Below are 16,000 nucleotides of genomic sequence, written 5' to 3' on the forward strand. Positions count from 1 at the left end.
TGCCTGCCCGCTCAAAGGATGATCATGAAAGACAATACCCTGCGCAAATCGTACATTTTGCAGAATTTGCCCCTGCAACTTCCTGGCCTGGAAACCTACCCGCTGTTCCGTTCCGCGACGGACAAGGCGCTGCACAATGTGTGCTACACCGATTACACCTCGGCGGAAGAGTCGCGGCAAAAACATGCCCATTATGAGCATGATGAGATTGTCGATATTGATTTTATCTGGCACCTGCACGCCACGCTGCAAAGCTGCGTGCCGGATCAACAATATTTCGACTGGGCGGTGGCATCGCATGTGCTGGAGCATGTCCCAGATCCGCTAGGCTGGATCCTGGCTGTGCTTAACGATGGCGCGGTGTTCTCATTGGTGCTGCCCAATAAACGTTATTGTTTCGACCGGTTTCGTCAAACCAGCAGTGCGGCGCAATGGTTGCAGTGGTGGTTGACCCGCCAGCGGATACCGGCGCCGCAGCAGCTTTATGATTTTCTGCGCCATTGCACCTCCGACGACGGCGAGATGTATGAGCGTTTGAAAGATTTAAGCCCTGAAGCCTACCAACAAACCCGCTGCCCGCATTATACGCAGCAGCAGGCTCTAGAATTCGTGCTTAACGCCTGGACCACCGGCCATTATTTCGATGCCCATTGCTCGGTTTTTACCCCGGAAAGTACAGCGGCACTTCTGGCTGAGGTGGTTGAACTGGGTATTTTGAATGTGGCGGTATCGGCACCGCAGCAGTATGAGGATGAGTTTTATATCCGATTGACCAAACTGGGCGAGCCGGCTCTCACCCATCCCGGCCCGGGGGCCTCATCCTATTAAACCAGCCAGATTGACAACGCGCGCTTCGCGTCCAGCCATGGCCGCCAAAAAGGCGGCACGTGGCACCGCCTGGTGTTTACCGTCGATGCTTTACCGGCCACCGATCACAGACGAGCGACTATCGCTTGCTGCTGACAGTTACTATGACCACTTATCAACAGCCGTTTATGGCTTAGCAACGTTCGTTTACCGATTATCAAAAGCCGCAGATGAACAACCGTTTATCGCTTACCAACGATTGTTTACCGATTATCAACAGCAGCTAATCGACGGCCGCTTACCGCTCACCGACGGCCAATAATCGCTTACCCATTACCATTTGGCTGCGGCAGGAAGGCCGGGTTGCGGCGGCCGGGGCGGTTCGCACCTGAGGTAACATACAAAAAACGGCCATAGAGTTTTCTTATGACCAGACAGAATCAGGCGATAATAAGATCGATAAGGAAAAACGATGGCATCTTTTAGGCATTACTCCAGATTCACCAGGGCGGTAGGCGCCCTATTCATGTTGAGCCTTGCGCCCCTGGCGGCGCAGGCGGATCAACTGGCGGATATTCAGCACGCAGGGGTGGTACGTGTGGCCACGTTTGACGCCAATCCGCCGTTTGCGGGATTGATGCCAAATCTCATCGTATTGTCGGTTATGACGTGGATTTCGCCCGCGCCATTGCCGACGCACTGGGAGTAAAATTGGCGCTGGGTGCCCACCAATCCCGCGAACCGCATCCCCTTGCTACAGTCCGGCAAGGCCGATCTGATTATTGCCGATATTACTATTACGCCCGAACGGGCGCAGGTGATCGATTTTTCCACCCCGTACTTTGTCACCGGACAGCAGTTTCTCGTGCCCGTCGCCGCGTCCGATAAACTCGATGACTATGCCTCGGCGCGGATAGGCGCCGTAAAGGGAACTACCGGTGAGCAGGCGCTGCATCACCGCTTCCCCAACGCGCGCGTACTGGCTTATGACGATATCCCGCTGGCGCTGTCGGCGCTGGGCAATGGCAATGTCAAAGCTATCACCCAAGACAGCACCATCCTGGCGGGCCTGCTGGCCGGTGTACCGGATAAGGAAAAATACAAAATTTTGCCCGAATTGCTCAGTCAGGAGGACATCGGCATCGGCGTTAAAAAAGGGGAGGGCGCGCTCCTGGCGGCAATCAACCAGCAACTGATTGCGCTTGAGCAGAGCGGTAAAGCGGCGCAGATTTACAACAGCTGGTTCGCGCCGCAGTCGCCCGCGCCGCAGCCGCTTTCGTTCACCCTGACCTCCCGAACAGGCGCTAACGTGGTGAAGTCATCAAATGTCCGGCGGCAGCTTTGTCGCCGGGGACGGGCGACGCGCCGGCAGTGGTGGAGTTTCGTCGGATAAGCAAAGCGTTCGGCCAGCAGACAGTGTTGCGGAATATCAATTTACGGATAAACGCGGGGGAGGTCGTAGCGATCTGCGGGCCATCCGGCTCCGGCAAGTCCACCCTCATCCGCCTTATCAACCAGCTTGAAACGCTGAGCAGCGGCGAAATTTTTGTTCATCAGCGCCCGACCGCTGGCCTGAAAGGCCGACAGCTGCGTGCGTTGCGTACCGGTATTGGTTTTGTTTTTCAGCAGTTCAACCTCTATAGCCATCTCACGGCTCTGGAGAATGTTGCGCTGGCGCTTATCAAAATTCAGAGGTTAAGCGTGGCCACGGTGCACCAGCATGCGCGGGAGAGATTAAGATCGGCCGTTTCCAGCTGTGCCTGCGCTTGATCGACCTGACGTTCGCGCGCTTCGACGTTGGTCTCGGCCTAAAGCACCTGCAACTGCAACTGCAACTGCAACTGCACCTGGGCGCTGGCGTTATCGATGTTTTGCTGCGAAGTCGCGCGGGGGTCGACGCCGCGCTGGCGGCGGTAATCCGCCTCGGCATTTTGCAAATTGGCTTCAGCGCGGGCCTGCTGGGCTTTAGCTGGGCAAGTTGGGCGGAATATTGCACCCGGGCGAGCGCCAGCTGCGCCTGCGCCAGACCCAATTGCGCCCGCGCGCGGTCGCGCTCGGCGGTTGCATCGCGCGGATCTATCTGCACCAAAAGATCGCCCTTGCGCACCCGCTTATTGTCTTTGACCAGCAGTTTCACCACATAACCGGAGGTTTTCGGAGCGACGGTGACCGCGTCGCCTTTGGTAAAGGCGTCATCGGTCGTTTCCTGATTGCGGGTGGAAAGCCAGAACCACAGGCCGATTATCAGCATGACCACCACCGCCAGAATAATCAGCGGCTTTTTGCCGGGGCGCTTGCGTTCGTCGTCGCCGTCATCATCAGTCTATCAGTGGTTATCCTCCGGCGGGGTGCTATGTTCGCCATTCCGGTTATCGTTTTCCAGCCGGATGTCGTCCGCGCGGGGGGCGCGCCCTTCTCCCCCGGGCTTGGGGGTCGCCGATACGGGGATCATCGTCGATGCCGGCGGCGTCGGTGGATAGCGGAGAATGACGGTCGGTTAGCGTCGTCATTGGGTCGGGATGCATCGGAAGGGTACTTGGATTTGTGGCTGTCCATAGGCTCCATCAACTAACGTGGCAAGCGCTGCGCCAGAATAAAAGAAAACTGTGTCATTAAGGGTAAAAGGATTTTCGCTAAATGCCAGTCCGCGCACGGCAGGAAGTAGCCGTTACGCGATTAAATGCTAAAACACCTGCGTCCAGCATACCCAGTGAAGCAGAATTAACAAGACAAACGCTAACTATTCCCCTCTATCAAGGATATAGCGCGGTAAAAAGGTGACAAAAAATACCGCTTGCCGACGATTCTCGTTTTCGGTGAATGGGATATACTAATGCGCAATTCACTGCAGCTGTGCGGTATTTTTCAGGTAACGAATAATGCTTTCTCTTTTACGTGTTGTGTATATTGGTGTGTTACTTTTCACCCTCGGCAATCTGGTTGTCGGTCCCGCACAAGCGGCGCTGAGCGCTGAACCCGAGCCGCTGGTGCAGGAAAATCAGTAGGCGGACGCGTTGCTTGAAGCCTGGTTCCCCGGCACCGAAGGGGGAAATGCCATTGCCGATGTCCTATTCGGCGATTACAACCCGTCCGGCAAATTGCCTATGTCGTTCCCGCGGTCGGTGGGGCAAATTCCTCTCTATTACAATCATTTGCCCACCGGCCGACCCTATGATCCGCAAAAGCCGGAAAAATACACTTCTCATTATTACGATGAGGCTAACGGTCCGTTGTTTCCGTTCGGCTACGGGCTGAGTTACACCCACTTCACCGTCTCGCTGGTGACGTTGTCAGCGACGCAACTGGCGCCGGCCGGCAGTCTGACCGCCACGGTGACTCTGACCAATGATGGGGACAAGGACGGTGCTACCGTGGTACAGCTATATTTGCACGACGTCACCGCCTCCATCAGCCGGCCGGTGGCCATGTTGCAGGGCTTTCGCAAGGTCGCGCTGAAAGCCGGGGAGTCGCAGTCGGTCCACTTTACCGTTACGCCGGCGATGCTGCGGTTTTATAACCAGCAAATGCAGCGCGTCACCGAGCCGGGAGAGGTGGAGGTCATGATTGGTCTCGATTCGGACAGAGTGAACCGTACCCGCTTCACGCTGCAATAATCTGGACCGCCTGCTGGCGCCGGTTCGGCGGCGCATCGAACAGCAAGTGCTGGGCCTGAGCGGCATTGGCCTGGGCACGGTGGATTTCACGCAGCCCCCCGGCGATCCGGGCCTGTACGGCCCGGACTCGATTATCTGGCGGGTGCACGGTGACTTCACCTCGATGCTGTGCGGCAGCATCAGTGCGTTGCTGCTACAAATGTTGCACCCCTCAGCGCTGGCGGGGGGGTGTGGGATCACTCTGATTTTCGCAGCGACATGCTGGGGAGACTGCGCCGTACGGCGCAGTTTATCTCTGTCACCAGCTTCGGTCCCGCCGCCGAACGGCTTATTGCACGGGTGCGCCACATTCATTTGCAGGTGCAAGGCGTTAATCCGTCAGGCGCCGCCTATCGGGCAAGCGATCCGGATTTGCTCACCTGGGTACACGTTGCGGAGTCGCGCAGTTTTCTGGCGGCGCATTTGCGCTTTCGCAATCCCCGACTGAGCGGCGCTGAACAGGATGACTACTACCGCCTGCCGCTGCCGGAGGGACTGATTGAGCATGAATTCGGCCATGTGTTTTTCGGCATCACTGCCAGAACGCCAGCGCCCGATCCCGCTGAAGCCATGGCCTGGCGCTGGCAGACGCTGCCGTCGGTGGCGGCACAACTGGACCGTGAACCGGCTAGTTTTACCCCCTGGTTCAGACTGACCATGGACAGGATCCCCGAGTATCACGTCGCTTTTATGCGTGCCCGACCTGTGGGCTGATTGTTGTGCGCTGCCTCGGCGTCTTGGCACCGCTTTGTGTCGCGCCCGCCCGGGCCTGTGGCATGTCACAACCAGGCAAAATCCTGAAACTGTTTCATGCCACGACTATGCAGACCTGTGGCATGTTATGTCTCCGGCGCAGCCTTGCCGCCGCTGCGAGGAGGTAATTTCGCGCCTAACGTGCGGTAAAAGAGCGCATTTTCCCAATTACCCCGCGTTTTTGGTCTATTATTGCAAAACCGCCTACCGGCGACGTCCGGTCGGTGCCGATTATCGTCACTTCCAAAAGGATACAATGTCTATGGCAACCATGGTTAATTATGGCCGCGTTCTCCTGCTCGCCGCCATGATGCTCGGTATCACGCCCGCGGCGCTGGCTGCGGATACGGCGGTGCGCGTGGGGTCGAAAATTGATACGGAAGGATCGCTACTGGGCAATATTATTTTACAATTTATTGAATCCTAATAGGTTAAAACGATTAACAAATTGCAATTGGGCGCGACCCAAGTGTTACGCGGGGCGATTACCGCCGGCGATGGGCTTTAGCGCCGAGCCGGCAATCATCGCGCTGGTTCTCTACGGGCTGCTGCCTATCGTACAGGCGACGATAACCGGTCTCGGGACGGTGACGGCGTCCTTGCATGAGATTGCTACCGGGGCCGGCATTAGCCGCGGGCAAATTTTGCGGCGGGTGGAACTGCCGCTGGCGGCGCCGGTTATCATCAGAGGCATTCGGACATCGGTCATCATCAACATCGGCACCGCCGCAATAGCCTCAACCGTAGGTGTAAAAAGCCTGGGCTCGCCGATTATCATCGGACTGAGCGGCTTCAACACCGCCTAGTGCTACAAGGCGCGCTACTGGTCGCGTTGCTGGCGATTATCAGCGATATGCTGTTTGAACGCTGGCTACGGGCGCGCTGGATGTTAGCTATGGACGATGATGATATAGCCCGCGAGCATGACGCCGCCGATGGCGCCGAGCGAGAGCAGGGAAATCACGCCGAAAACGGCGGTTTTGATAAGCTTCATGGGCATCCTTATATGCAGGGCATCAGACATTATAAATATTCGCCGCGGCGATACAAGGTTGACGCTACGACGCCATCGCAGCCAGGGCTGAATCATGAGGGCGGGGACGTCACTTTCCTCAGTCGAAAGCAAAGGAGCGGGCGCTTGCCGTTAACAGGGAGCGACGGGTGGCGCCCTCGCCGCGCTACTGCGGTTTTTAGAACAGCAGGCTTGCGCAGGTAGCTACTGGCAAGTATGGCTGTCTACCCGCTGTGTCAACCGGCGGGCGGTGGCTTTTTATCGCCGCCACGGCTATCTGCCGGTGGCGCCTTACCGGCATTATCGTGACCGGCCGGAATCCCTTTGTTTGGGAAAAGCCCTGCAGTTTTATACAGCACAAGGCTGACGCCGGCGCGCGACTGTGGGACAATAATGTATTTTCCAGCTATAAGACCCGAACGATGACGCTCTCGGTAGCAATCAAGGCGCAAATTCACGACTGGTATAAGGCGCTACAGCAGCACATCCCCGATTTTATCCCCCGCGAGCCGCAGCGGCAGATGATAGCGGCAGTCGCCCGCGCGCTGGCGGGGGATATTGAACGCCATCTGGTGATCGAAGCGCCCACCGGCGTTGGCAAAACGCTGTCCTATCTGATCCCGGGCATTGCCATCGGCCGCGCCGAACAAAAAACGCTGGTGGTGAGCACTGCCAACGTCGCCCTACAGGATCAGATTTTCAGTAAAGATCTGCCGCTGCTGAAAAAGCTCATCCCGGATTTGACCTTTATCGGGGCGTTCGGTCGCCGGCGCTATGTCTGCCCGCGCAATCTGGCGGCGCTGGCGGCTGAAGGGGGCGGCCAGAGCGATCTGATGCTGTTTCTTGATGATGCACTGGTCCCCGCCAGCGGCGCCGATCACCCGCAATGCGTGGCGCTGCAAAAATCGCTGAGCGATTTCAGCTGGGACGGCCTGCGCGATCACTACCCTCACGCCGTAAGCGATGCGCTGTGGGCCAGGCTCAGCACCGACAAAGCGAACTGTCTCGGACGTAATTGCCATTATTTCCGCGACTGTCCGTTTTATCTGGCGCGCAAGGAAATCGAAAACGCCGACGTGGTGGTGGCTAATCACGCCCTGGTGATGGCGGCGCTGGAAAACGAATCGGTACTCCCTGAGGCGAAAAACATGCTGCTGGTGCTTGACGAAGGGCACCATCTGCCGGACGTCGCCCGGGACGCGCTGGAGATGGACGGCGAGATTTCTAGCCATTTCGTCGCCCACCAGCTGGAGCAGTTCCGGCGGCAGACGGCGCTTATCCTGACCCAGTTCCGGCCCGCGCGGCCGCCGCAGCTCAGCCAGGAGGCACGACTCCAGGCGCACTGCGATGAGTTACTGGCGCTTATCGGTCAGTTCGAGCAACAGGCCGACGCCTTCTTGCCCCACGACAGCGTTGAAGGGGAGCACCGGTTTGCGCTGGGCGTCCTGCCGGCGCCGATGAGCGAGGCGGCGGCGCGGCTCCATACGCTGACGGATAAGCTGCGGATGCTGGCGGAGTTTTTGCTGGCGGACCTGGGCGAAAAAACCGGCAAGCACGACATCGTGCGCCTGCGTCAGACGCTACTGCACACCAGCCGCATTCAGGGCTTTTGGGACGCCACCAGCCGGCTGTGGCGACTGGCCGCGCTGGAGAAAGCTTCCAACGCGCCGATATCCAAATGGATAACCCGCAAGCGGGGAGACAATGGCGTCCAGCTGTTCATGCACTGCGTCGGCATCCGCGTCAGCGATCAGCTGGAAAAGCTGCTGTGGTCGCGGATCCCCCACGTAGTCATCACCTCGGCCACGCTGCGATCGCTTGCGAGCTTCGCGCGAATTCAGGAACTGTCCGGCCTGCATGAGCGCAACGGCGATCGCTTCGTCACGCTGGCGTCACCTTTCAATCACCGTCACCAGGGCCTCCTGGTTATCCCCCAAATGCCGATGGAGCCGATCATGGCGCAGGAGGCGGCCCACATTGTCTGGATGTCGCGCTATTTTCGCGCCGAATGGGCGAAAGGGACGCACCTGGGAATGCTGGTGCTGTTTGCCAGCCACCGCGCGCTGCGGCTGTTTTTGGATAAGGTCACTGAGCTGCGCCCGCAATTGCTGGTGCAGGGGGATAAACCTCGTTACCGCCTGGTAGAAGAACACCGCCGTCGCGTGGATCGCGGCCAGACCAGTGCGCTGCTGGGGCTGCAATCCTTTGCCGAAGGACTGGACCTGAAAGGGGAGTGGCTTACCCAAGTGCATATCCACAAAGTTGCTTTTCCGCCGGTGGACAGCCCGGTCATTTTGACCGAAGGCGAGTGGTTGAAAACGCAGCGGCGCCATCCGTTTGAGGTACAAAGTTTGCCCAGTGCGTCTTTCAATCTGATTCAGCAAGTCGGGCGGCTTATCCGCAGCCATGAATGTCATGGCGAGGTGATCATTTACGACCGGCGGTTGTTGACCAAATCCTATGGCGCCCGCCTGCTGGCGGCGCTGCCGGTGTTTCCCATTGCCCAACCGGCGTTGGCGGCCGAGGTCGCGGCGACGCCCCCGTCGACCGGACCGGGCGACAAAAAAAGACCCTGAGGCGCGCGCCAATCCCCATGGCCCGCAACGGTTCCTGTCTGGCGATTTTTCAGGGAGAGACCGGCTACATTTCCCCCGGCTGGTATGCAACCAAGGCGGAGCATGGCAAGGTGGTGCCGACCTGGAATTACCAGGCGGTACATTGCCACGGACAGGCGCAGGTGATAACGGACCCGACATGGCTGATGGCGCTGTTGTAGGTGCTGACAGGCGTCCAAGAAGCGCAGCGGCAAATGCCCTGGCAGGTCAAGGATGAGCCGCCGGGCTTTATCGACACCTTGATAGGCGCTATTGTGGGGATCGAAATTCATGTAACGCTTACCGAGGCCAAGTGGAAATTGAGCCAGAATCGCAGTCGGGCGGATCGCGACGGCGCTATAGAGGGGCTGACGGCCGACGGCAATGTGCCGCTGGCCCGGGAGAAGGGCGCGGCTGACCTGCCGATCCCTTGCAGGTAAAGGTGGTAAATGGATTACAGCAGCATTATTAAAGAGATCGGATGCGGCAAACATCACGCCCGTGATTTGGACCGCCAGACGGCCTATGCGCTCTACCGCACCATCCTGGCCGGCGAAATGCCTGAGATGGAACTGGGGGTGCTGCTCATCGCGATGCGCATCAAAGCAGAAGCGCCAGAGGAGTTGCTCGGCTTTTACCAGGCGATGCAGGAGCAGGTGATGGCCCTGCAGCCGCCGGCGTCACGGCCGCTGCCCATTGTCATTCCCAGCTACAATGGCGTACGCAAGCAGGCTAATCTGATGCCGCTGCTGGTGCTCGTCCGTCTCGGGTTTCCGGTCGTGGTGCTCGGCGTGACCGACGATCCCGGCCGCGTGACCAGCGGCAATATCTTTCGCGAACTGGGCATTAACGCGTCAAGTCGCGCGATGAGGCGCAGGCCGCGCTGGACCGCCAATCTGACGTGGTGTGGATCCCCGTGACGGTGCTTTCGCCGCCGCTGGACCGTCAGTTGTCATTGCGCTGGCGGCTGGGGGTGCGCAGTGCCCACACGCTGGCCAAGCTGGTGACGCCGTTTTTATCGCATCCCCATTGGCGGCTTTGCAGCGTTTCCCACTCGGAATACATACCGCGCGTCGCGGGATTTTTTAGCGCCATCAACGCCACTGCCCTGTTGATGAGCGGCACCGAAGGCGAAAGCTATGCCAACCCCGAGTGTCTGGCGCGTATCTATCATGTTCACGGCGGTGAGCCGCAGCTGTTATTGGATCCGGCAGTCAACGCGCTACCGCCGCTGGAAAGCCTGCCAGACAACCGCGAGGCCGCCGTCACCGCCCGTTGGACTAAAAACTGTCTCGACGGCCGCTGGCGATCCGTCTGCAACTTTCGCCGCTAACCGGAAGCACAAGTCATGCAACATGCTATCGACTATTTTAACCGCCTGAATCAGGATTACCTGGCGGTACATCAGGCCAAAGAAGACCTGTTCTGGCAACACTACATGGGCACGGGCGGTGAGGAGGTGTCAGCGCGTTTCTCCGCGGATGAAACCGCTTACAAACGCTTTATCGCCGAGCCGACGCGCCCCGCGGAGCTGCGTCACCTTATCAGCCAGGTAACGGTAAAGCCACCTTCCTCCGAGCGTGACACCTTGCTGCACGGCTGGGCACGCTTTTTTGACTGCAATGTGATTGAAGATCCGGCGGCGCAGGCGCTGATGGATGAGATCATCGCCGTGGAAAACGATTTGTATGAGCGACGCAAAGCCTACGCTACAACATCAGCTGACCGAGCAGGACGAGCCCGTCGCCGCGAGCTTGGGGGAATTGTTGACCAATCAGGCCAATAACAGCAGCGAACGCTGCCGACAGAGCTCGCAGCAGGCGCTGCGGGCGTTGGAGCAATGGCTGCTGCACAACGGGTTTCCCCAACTGGTCAGTCTGCGTAACCGTTTCGCCCGGCAGATGGGCTATCGCAACTTTTTCGATTATAAGGTAAACAAAACCGAGCAGATGACGCCGGAACAGCTGTTCGCCATCCTTGGCAGCTTCGAGCGGCAGACCCGCAACGGCATGCAGAACAGCCTGCGGCAGTTGGCGAGCGAGAAGGATGAAACAGCGCTGGCGCCGTGGAACATCCGCTTTGCGACAGACAGCGACGTGACCCGACAACTGGATCCCTACCTGCCGTTTGCCGACTTGCTGCGCCGCTGGGTGGACAGTTTCAAACGGCTGCATATCGGCTTTAACGGTGCGCGCATGCAGTTGGATCTGCTGGTGCGGCAGGGGAAATATGAGAACGGTTTTATGCACGGCCCGGTGCCGCCGTTTCTGGCGCATGGCACCTGGGTGCCGGCGCGTATCAACTTCACCAGTCTGGCGCGTCCCGACCAGCTCGGTAGCGGCATCAGCGGCATCGCTACCTTATTTCATGAGGGGGGGGCATGCGGCGCATTTCGCCAATATCCGCCAGAACGCACCCTGTTTCTCACAGGAATTTCCGCCGACCTTTATGGCCTATGCGGAAACCCAGTCGATGTTTTGCGACAGTTTGCTTGACGATGCAGACTGGCTAAAACGTTACGCCGTAAACAGTCACAGCGAGGCGGTGCCGGATGCGCTCATCCGCGCCGCTATCGCCGCTCGCAAGCCGATGCGCGCCTTTAACGAGCTCCATATCCTGCTGGTACCCTACTTTGAGTGGTCGCTGTATCAATGGGACGATGCTCAATTGACGCCCGAGGCCATTACGCGTTTGTCGCGGGAAAATGAGCAGCGGATCCTGGGCATCGACGGCAGTCCGCGGCCCACTCTAGCCATTCCCCATCTATTGTCGCAGGATTCCGCCTGTTCCTATCAGGGTTATCTGCTGGCGCTGATGGCGGTAGAGCAGACCCGTCATTTCTTCCTCCAGCGCGATGGTTATCTGACTGATAACCCGGCGATCGGACCCAGTTTGGCGCAGCATTACTGGCAACCCGGCAATAGCGTCAGCCATGATGCTACGCTTGTCAGTCTGACCGGTGAGGGTTTCAATCCGGCCTATCTGGCCGCCGCCTGCAGTCAGACCGTCGAGCAAGCATGGCGCCAGGCCCAGGACTGTATGACGCAGGCGCGCGCGCGTCCACAGCCGCCGGCGGATTTCCCCTGGCAGGCCGACATTTACGTCGTGGATGGTGATGCGATTTTGGCAAGCAATGCGCAGGGGGATGAAGCGATGTGCCGGCAGTTCGCTCAGGCGATACAGCAGCGCTACGGCCAAGCCTAGAGCCCGGCGTTATGCGCCGTGCTGTTGGTGATATTCCGGGCTGTAGTCTTTGATGGCTTGATTATTGTCGGCGGAAAAGCGCTGGGTCGGCAATGTTCTGCGCCATGCAGGTGCTATCGTTGCGCTGATCGCGCGGCATATCCATGAGACGGGAGGCGATGGCGGCCTGACTGAGGGCCATGGCGGTAATGACGATAAAAGCATTAAAAGAGAGTTTCATACTAATCATGCTATAAACTATATCATAATGGTAGCGTATGATACGCCGGCTGATAGGATTTTTCTCCAGTAATATTTGAAGAACTCTATCATTATTTTTGATGGAGTTTTCACGCTATCGCTGCCCTCGCTGCGGCGTTTAGGATCATCGTGTTAACAGGAGGAGCGATCGTCAGGCCGCACCATATCGAAACGCTGCTGTGCCGAGATGGCAAAGTAGGTGCTGGGACCGCCGCCGCGCAGCACCGGTTCCGCAGCGGCGGTCTGATACAGTCCATCGCCATCCAGCAGCCGGCGATCGATATGGACCGCCACGACTTCGCCCAATACCAGCCAGCTTCCGGTTTCCCGCCCGCCGGCGTCCACCAATGCAATACACTGGCTGAGACGACATTCAAAATTGACCGGGCTTTCGGCGACGCGATGCGCCTGAACCCGTTCTCCCTTAACCGGCGTCAGGCCGGCAACGGCAAATTCGTCTTCTCTCCGCGGGGAGCGAGGCGGAGGTTTCATTCATCGCGGCGGCCAGCGGGCGTGTCACTAGATTCCAGACAAATTCGCCAGTGGCCGTGATATTGGCGACGCTATCTTTCCACCCGGCGCTGGAAAAGCCGATGATCGGCGGATGATAGTTAAAACAATTGAAAAAGCTGTAGGTGCCAGATTACGCTGGCCCTCGGCGTTCACCGACGCAATCCAGCCGATGGGACGCGGGCCGATAATGGCGTTTAGAGGGTAATGTGGCAAACCGTGGCCTAGCGCCGGTTCGTAAAAGTAGTGCGAACGTGAGTTCATTGCGGCGTCCTCCTGCCCATGGCTTACCCGGCTTGCTGGCCTGACCGTGTCAAGGCGAGCTGCCGGGGGGGAAGCTTCCAGTATAGGCATATCACGGCTAGGGTATCTAACCGTTTTGCCCGGACAGGCGCGTTTTACCGTCTCCACACCACCTTAGCGCAGCTGGCTATCCTTTGTTGAGGGTGGCATCGATTTGATCCTGCGGCGCCATCCGGCGCCCAGCCGCTTGCCATGGTGACACCTCCGGATTCAGGACAAACAAAGTTGAAAAGGCCGACGAGCAAGCCGTCAGCCTTTGCGGGGTGCTCAGTGCCGAACTTTGCCAGCACTGAGGGAGTTTATTCAATGTTAGATTCGATAAACCACAGGAATTTATCCAGGTCGCGCGAAGCCGCCGTAAAGATATCGGCCGTATCGTCATCTTCCACTTCGGTAATCGCTTTACGCACATCGTTGGCGACAATACCATAGCGATCGGCCAGCGCTTTCAGATGGTCCTGCACGGTATGAATGTTGGTCGGGTAGCTTTTCAACGGTGTTTTGTCATTGGTGACCTGTACGGTCCCCAAGGCGACTCCGCCTAATTGCACGACACGTTCGGCAATCGTATCCTGATGTTCCAGAATAGCGGTGCGGAAACCGTCCAGCATTTCATGCACGCCGATAAAATTGTTCCCGCGCATATTCCAATGCGCCTGTTTGGTGATAAGCGCCAAATCCACCAGCTCAATGACAATACGATTAAGCGTGACGATAGTGGTAGTCTTTACCTCTTCATCCACATCATTGCGCGTAAAAATGAGTTCAGAAGATTTCGTTTTAACCAGTTTAGCGGTACTCATAATGACTCATCCTCTTAATAGTTCTTAACGGTTCGTTTTTAATTTCGTTCAGATGATAAGTATAGCAGCGTTTTAAAATCTTGCTCCCTATCAAAGCTATCGCTGTTTTATTGTATAAAGGGATTTGGCCAGGTCGCCAGGGTCATTGCGCCGCGCCGGAGGCGGTCCACGTTAAGCCCCTAGCGGGGTAGGCGGGAGGGTAAAACCGTAGGCTTTACGACGCTTATGCCAGTGGCGCCGGGTTGACAGCATCAGCCCGCGTGACTGACTGGCCCTGTAAATCCTCGCCAACGCGGGTAGGTCCCAAAGAGCGGGGCCTTGTGAAGTAGGGGGGCTTGTGAGGGAAGGCGCTTGGTTGTGCGAATCTCCCCGACAGATTCAGCCGCATTCTCGACTGGGCGGGGTTTAACTGCACCTTCTCGCTATATGGCCAGGAACTTTAGCCCCCGCTAAACAAAATAAAGCCTCTCCTTATGCACGCTATTTAAGGAAAAGTCTTCACGGCGCTGTAGCGGCAAAATTTAATCTTATGGAAATATTTACCAACACAATTTAAACTAACAGCTTAATTGAAAATAATTATTGTTTCTTTATGGAACATTTTTAATCTTCAGGATTAATATGTAGGCCAAGGAATTAGAAAAAAGATTAAAATAAGCCAGGCGGCGCTGAAGAGTAAAATAGTTATTAAACAAGCGATGTTGAGTGCTGTCTCGCCTGTAAAGGAATGCGAAAAAAATAGGCAAACCGGCGGGTAAAGGTCTATTTTTTAAACGGTCGATTCGGAATGTTCTGGATATCTTGTAAGGATAAGTAAATATTTCTTGGCTGTAGCTCAATAAAAAATAAGAAAAATGAATAGGATAGAAGTGTTTTAAAACTTATGTTACACGATAACTTTACTTGAACAACAATTATTAAGCAGAGTTTCATGCTAGGTTTTGATATATTTTCATGGTTAGGACGTACATTCACATTTGAGGTGGTTATGAAAAAAATTGCATGTCTTCCAGCTTTAACCTGTGTACTGGCAGTGGCAGCAGGTTCCGCAACAGCAGGTGAAAGCACCGTTTCCGCCGGTTACGCTCAGGGTGACCTGTAGGGGGTAGCGAACAACAAAGCCAACGGCTTCAACTTAAAATATCGCTATGAGTGGAACAATGACCAGCCGCTGGGCGTGATCTCCTCGTTCACCTATATTGAGAAGGATCGCGCGAAAAGCGGCGATTACAATAAAGGTCAATACTACAGCTTCACCGCCGGTCCGGCCTGGCGTATCAATGACTGGGCCAGCGTATACGGCGTCGTCGGTTTGGGCTATGGCAAATCCATCTCGAATGCCCAAAACGGGACCAACCGCGGTGGCACCAGCGATGTGGGTGTGGCCTACGGTGCCGGTCTGCAGTTTAACCCGATGGAAAACGTCGCCCTGGACGTTTCCTACGAGCAGAGCCGGATCCGCTCCACCGACGTCGGCACCTGGATTGCTGGTGTAGGTTATCGCTTCTAATCTCTGTCGGACGGTAGGCCACCGCGGCTTTGTCGTTTTACGGCGATATCGGCATGGCGCCATGCCGGTTAAAGGTACGCCGGTATTTGGGCGTACTTTGGCGGTTGCGCCCTGGGATGCCCCGATTACCCTGCCGTGCCTCCGTGCCTCCGTGCCTCCGTGCCTCCGTGCCTCCGTGCCTCCGTGCCTCCGTGCCCGTTCCTGTCCTATTCCGCGTCTGCTGTCTTGTTAACACATTGGCCAAACCTATTCCGTGCTTAAGCTCAAGGCCTGACAGGCAATCCATACCCCTTTCAATGGCGACTCGTATTCCTTCTACTTGCGTCCCGCATGTCTGACCATTGTGACCTATGCACCTGACAATCGCGTTCCGTATCACGCAATTTCGACCCCGTGCCTGCCAATGGCGTTCGGTATGTCCTTCAATCTTGTCCCGTGCGCCTTTGGATTGCCTCCCGTGGCTTATTGACTGGCACTTGGGCAACCTCCATGCATCCCGAACAGCCTTCATCAAAGGCACAATCTTCCTTCACGGGCGTGCGCTTTTTTTGGCTACGCGAGTTGGACGCCAGGCATCCCGTAGTTCGCGCGCGGGTAAGCCCGCAGTTGCC

The 16,000-nt window shown here is 57.1% G+C and carries 9 protein-coding genes and 11 pseudogenes; 14 read left to right on the plus strand and 6 right to left on the minus strand.

What is annotated here, in order from left to right:
• The first annotated feature begins 24 nt into the window (after positions 1 to 24).
• The 4 genes and pseudogenes from SGP1_RS07765 (at position 25) to SGP1_RS07780 (ending at position 2,577) form a co-directional block, all read left to right on the plus strand.
• Positions 25 to 828 (plus strand): hypothetical protein, encoded by an 804-nt coding sequence (locus SGP1_RS07765; protein WP_148203418.1) that lies wholly within the window; start codon positions 25 to 27, stop codon positions 826 to 828.
• A gap of 37 nt (positions 829 to 865) precedes the next feature.
• Entirely contained in the window at positions 866 to 1,129 is a 264-nt protein-coding gene (locus SGP1_RS07770) for a hypothetical protein (RefSeq protein WP_041866751.1), read from the plus strand.
• Positions 1,130 to 1,279: 150 nt separating this feature from the next.
• Positions 1,280 to 2,104 (plus strand): annotated as a pseudogene (locus SGP1_RS07775) (ABC transporter substrate-binding protein); the annotation flags it as partial.
• Positions 2,105 to 2,223: 119 nt separating this feature from the next.
• On the plus strand, positions 2,224 to 2,577 hold the full coding sequence (locus SGP1_RS07780; protein WP_424141158.1) for an ATP-binding cassette domain-containing protein: 354 nt from the start codon (positions 2,224 to 2,226) through the stop codon (positions 2,575 to 2,577).
• Here SGP1_RS07780 and SGP1_RS26865 read toward each other — a convergent pair.
• Positions 2,535 to 3,124: pseudogene (locus SGP1_RS26865) on the minus strand (HlyD family secretion protein); the annotation flags it as partial. The gene SGP1_RS07780 and the pseudogene SGP1_RS26865 sit on opposite strands and share 43 nt — an antisense overlap.
• Here SGP1_RS26865 and SGP1_RS36220 point away from each other — a divergent pair.
• The gene (locus SGP1_RS36220) at positions 3,057 to 3,287 is read left to right on the plus strand and encodes a hypothetical protein (protein ID WP_148203419.1); all 231 of its coding nucleotides are present in this window, start codon (positions 3,057 to 3,059) and stop codon (positions 3,285 to 3,287) included. The pseudogene SGP1_RS26865 and the gene SGP1_RS36220 overlap by 68 nt on opposite strands.
• Positions 3,288 to 3,782: 495 nt before the next feature.
• Positions 3,783 to 4,421 (plus strand): annotated as a pseudogene (locus SGP1_RS07790) (glycoside hydrolase family 3 C-terminal domain-containing protein); the annotation flags it as partial.
• Here SGP1_RS07790 and SGP1_RS32980 read toward each other — a convergent pair.
• Complete coding sequence (locus tag SGP1_RS32980; protein ID WP_243466334.1) at positions 4,408 to 4,569, minus strand: hypothetical protein; 162 nt, start codon at positions 4,567 to 4,569, stop codon at positions 4,408 to 4,410. The pseudogene SGP1_RS07790 and the gene SGP1_RS32980 sit on opposite strands and share 14 nt — an antisense overlap.
• Here SGP1_RS32980 and SGP1_RS32985 point away from each other — a divergent pair.
• The 3 pseudogenes from SGP1_RS32985 to SGP1_RS32990 form a co-directional block, all read left to right on the plus strand.
• A pseudogene (locus SGP1_RS32985) lies at positions 4,492 to 4,937 on the plus strand (oxygenase MpaB family protein); the annotation flags it as partial. The gene SGP1_RS32980 and the pseudogene SGP1_RS32985 sit on opposite strands and share 78 nt — an antisense overlap.
• Before the next feature lie 583 nt (positions 4,938 to 5,520).
• Positions 5,521 to 5,712 (plus strand): annotated as a pseudogene (locus SGP1_RS29330) (glycine betaine ABC transporter substrate-binding protein); the annotation flags it as partial.
• Positions 5,705 to 6,099, plus strand: a pseudogene (locus SGP1_RS32990) (ABC transporter permease); the annotation flags it as partial. The pseudogenes SGP1_RS29330 and SGP1_RS32990, both read left to right, overlap by 8 nt.
• A 3-nt stretch (positions 6,100 to 6,102) precedes the next feature.
• On the opposite strand, the gene SGP1_RS36225 reads toward SGP1_RS32990, so the two are convergent.
• A complete protein-coding gene (locus tag SGP1_RS36225; protein ID WP_025244213.1) occupies positions 6,103 to 6,207 on the minus strand; it encodes a membrane protein in 105 nt (34 codons plus the stop codon).
• A 440-nt stretch (positions 6,208 to 6,647) separates the two neighbouring features.
• On the opposite strand from SGP1_RS36225, the gene dinG reads away from it, so the two are divergent.
• From dinG to SGP1_RS07825, 4 genes and pseudogenes are all read left to right on the plus strand, one after another.
• Complete coding sequence (dinG, locus tag SGP1_RS07810) at positions 6,648 to 8,801, plus strand: ATP-dependent DNA helicase DinG (protein WP_011410777.1); 2,154 nt, start codon at positions 6,648 to 6,650, stop codon at positions 8,799 to 8,801.
• Positions 8,802 to 8,818: 17 nt separating this feature from the next.
• A pseudogene (locus SGP1_RS32995) lies at positions 8,819 to 9,259 on the plus strand (FMN-binding negative transcriptional regulator).
• Positions 9,260 to 9,268: 9 nt separating this feature from the next.
• Positions 9,269 to 10,119, plus strand: a pseudogene (gene ybiB, locus SGP1_RS26875) (DNA-binding protein YbiB); the annotation flags it as partial.
• Between the two features lie 48 nt (positions 10,120 to 10,167).
• Positions 10,168 to 12,023 (plus strand): annotated as a pseudogene (locus SGP1_RS07825) (M3 family metallopeptidase).
• A 61-nt stretch (positions 12,024 to 12,084) separates the two neighbouring features.
• Here SGP1_RS07825 and SGP1_RS30650 read toward each other — a convergent pair.
• The 3 genes and pseudogenes from SGP1_RS30650 to dps form a co-directional block, all read right to left on the minus strand.
• On the minus strand, positions 12,085 to 12,243 hold the full coding sequence (locus SGP1_RS30650) for a hypothetical protein (RefSeq protein ID WP_158302354.1): 159 nt from the start codon (positions 12,241 to 12,243) through the stop codon (positions 12,085 to 12,087).
• A gap of 152 nt (positions 12,244 to 12,395) precedes the next feature.
• Positions 12,396 to 13,037: pseudogene (locus tag SGP1_RS07830) on the minus strand (flavin reductase family protein).
• Positions 13,038 to 13,375: 338 nt separating this feature from the next.
• Positions 13,376 to 13,879, minus strand: coding sequence for a DNA starvation/stationary phase protection protein Dps (gene dps / locus SGP1_RS07835; protein ID WP_011410778.1), 504 nt, complete (start codon positions 13,877 to 13,879; stop codon positions 13,376 to 13,378).
• A gap of 988 nt (positions 13,880 to 14,867) precedes the next feature.
• Between dps and ompX the strand changes: the two are divergent.
• Positions 14,868 to 15,389: pseudogene (gene ompX, locus SGP1_RS07840) on the plus strand (outer membrane protein OmpX).
• Positions 15,390 to 16,000: the final 611 nt, after the last annotated feature.

This window comes from Sodalis glossinidius str. 'morsitans' (genome assembly GCF_000010085.1).
GTDB lineage: Bacteria > Pseudomonadota > Gammaproteobacteria > Enterobacterales > Enterobacteriaceae > Sodalis > Sodalis glossinidius.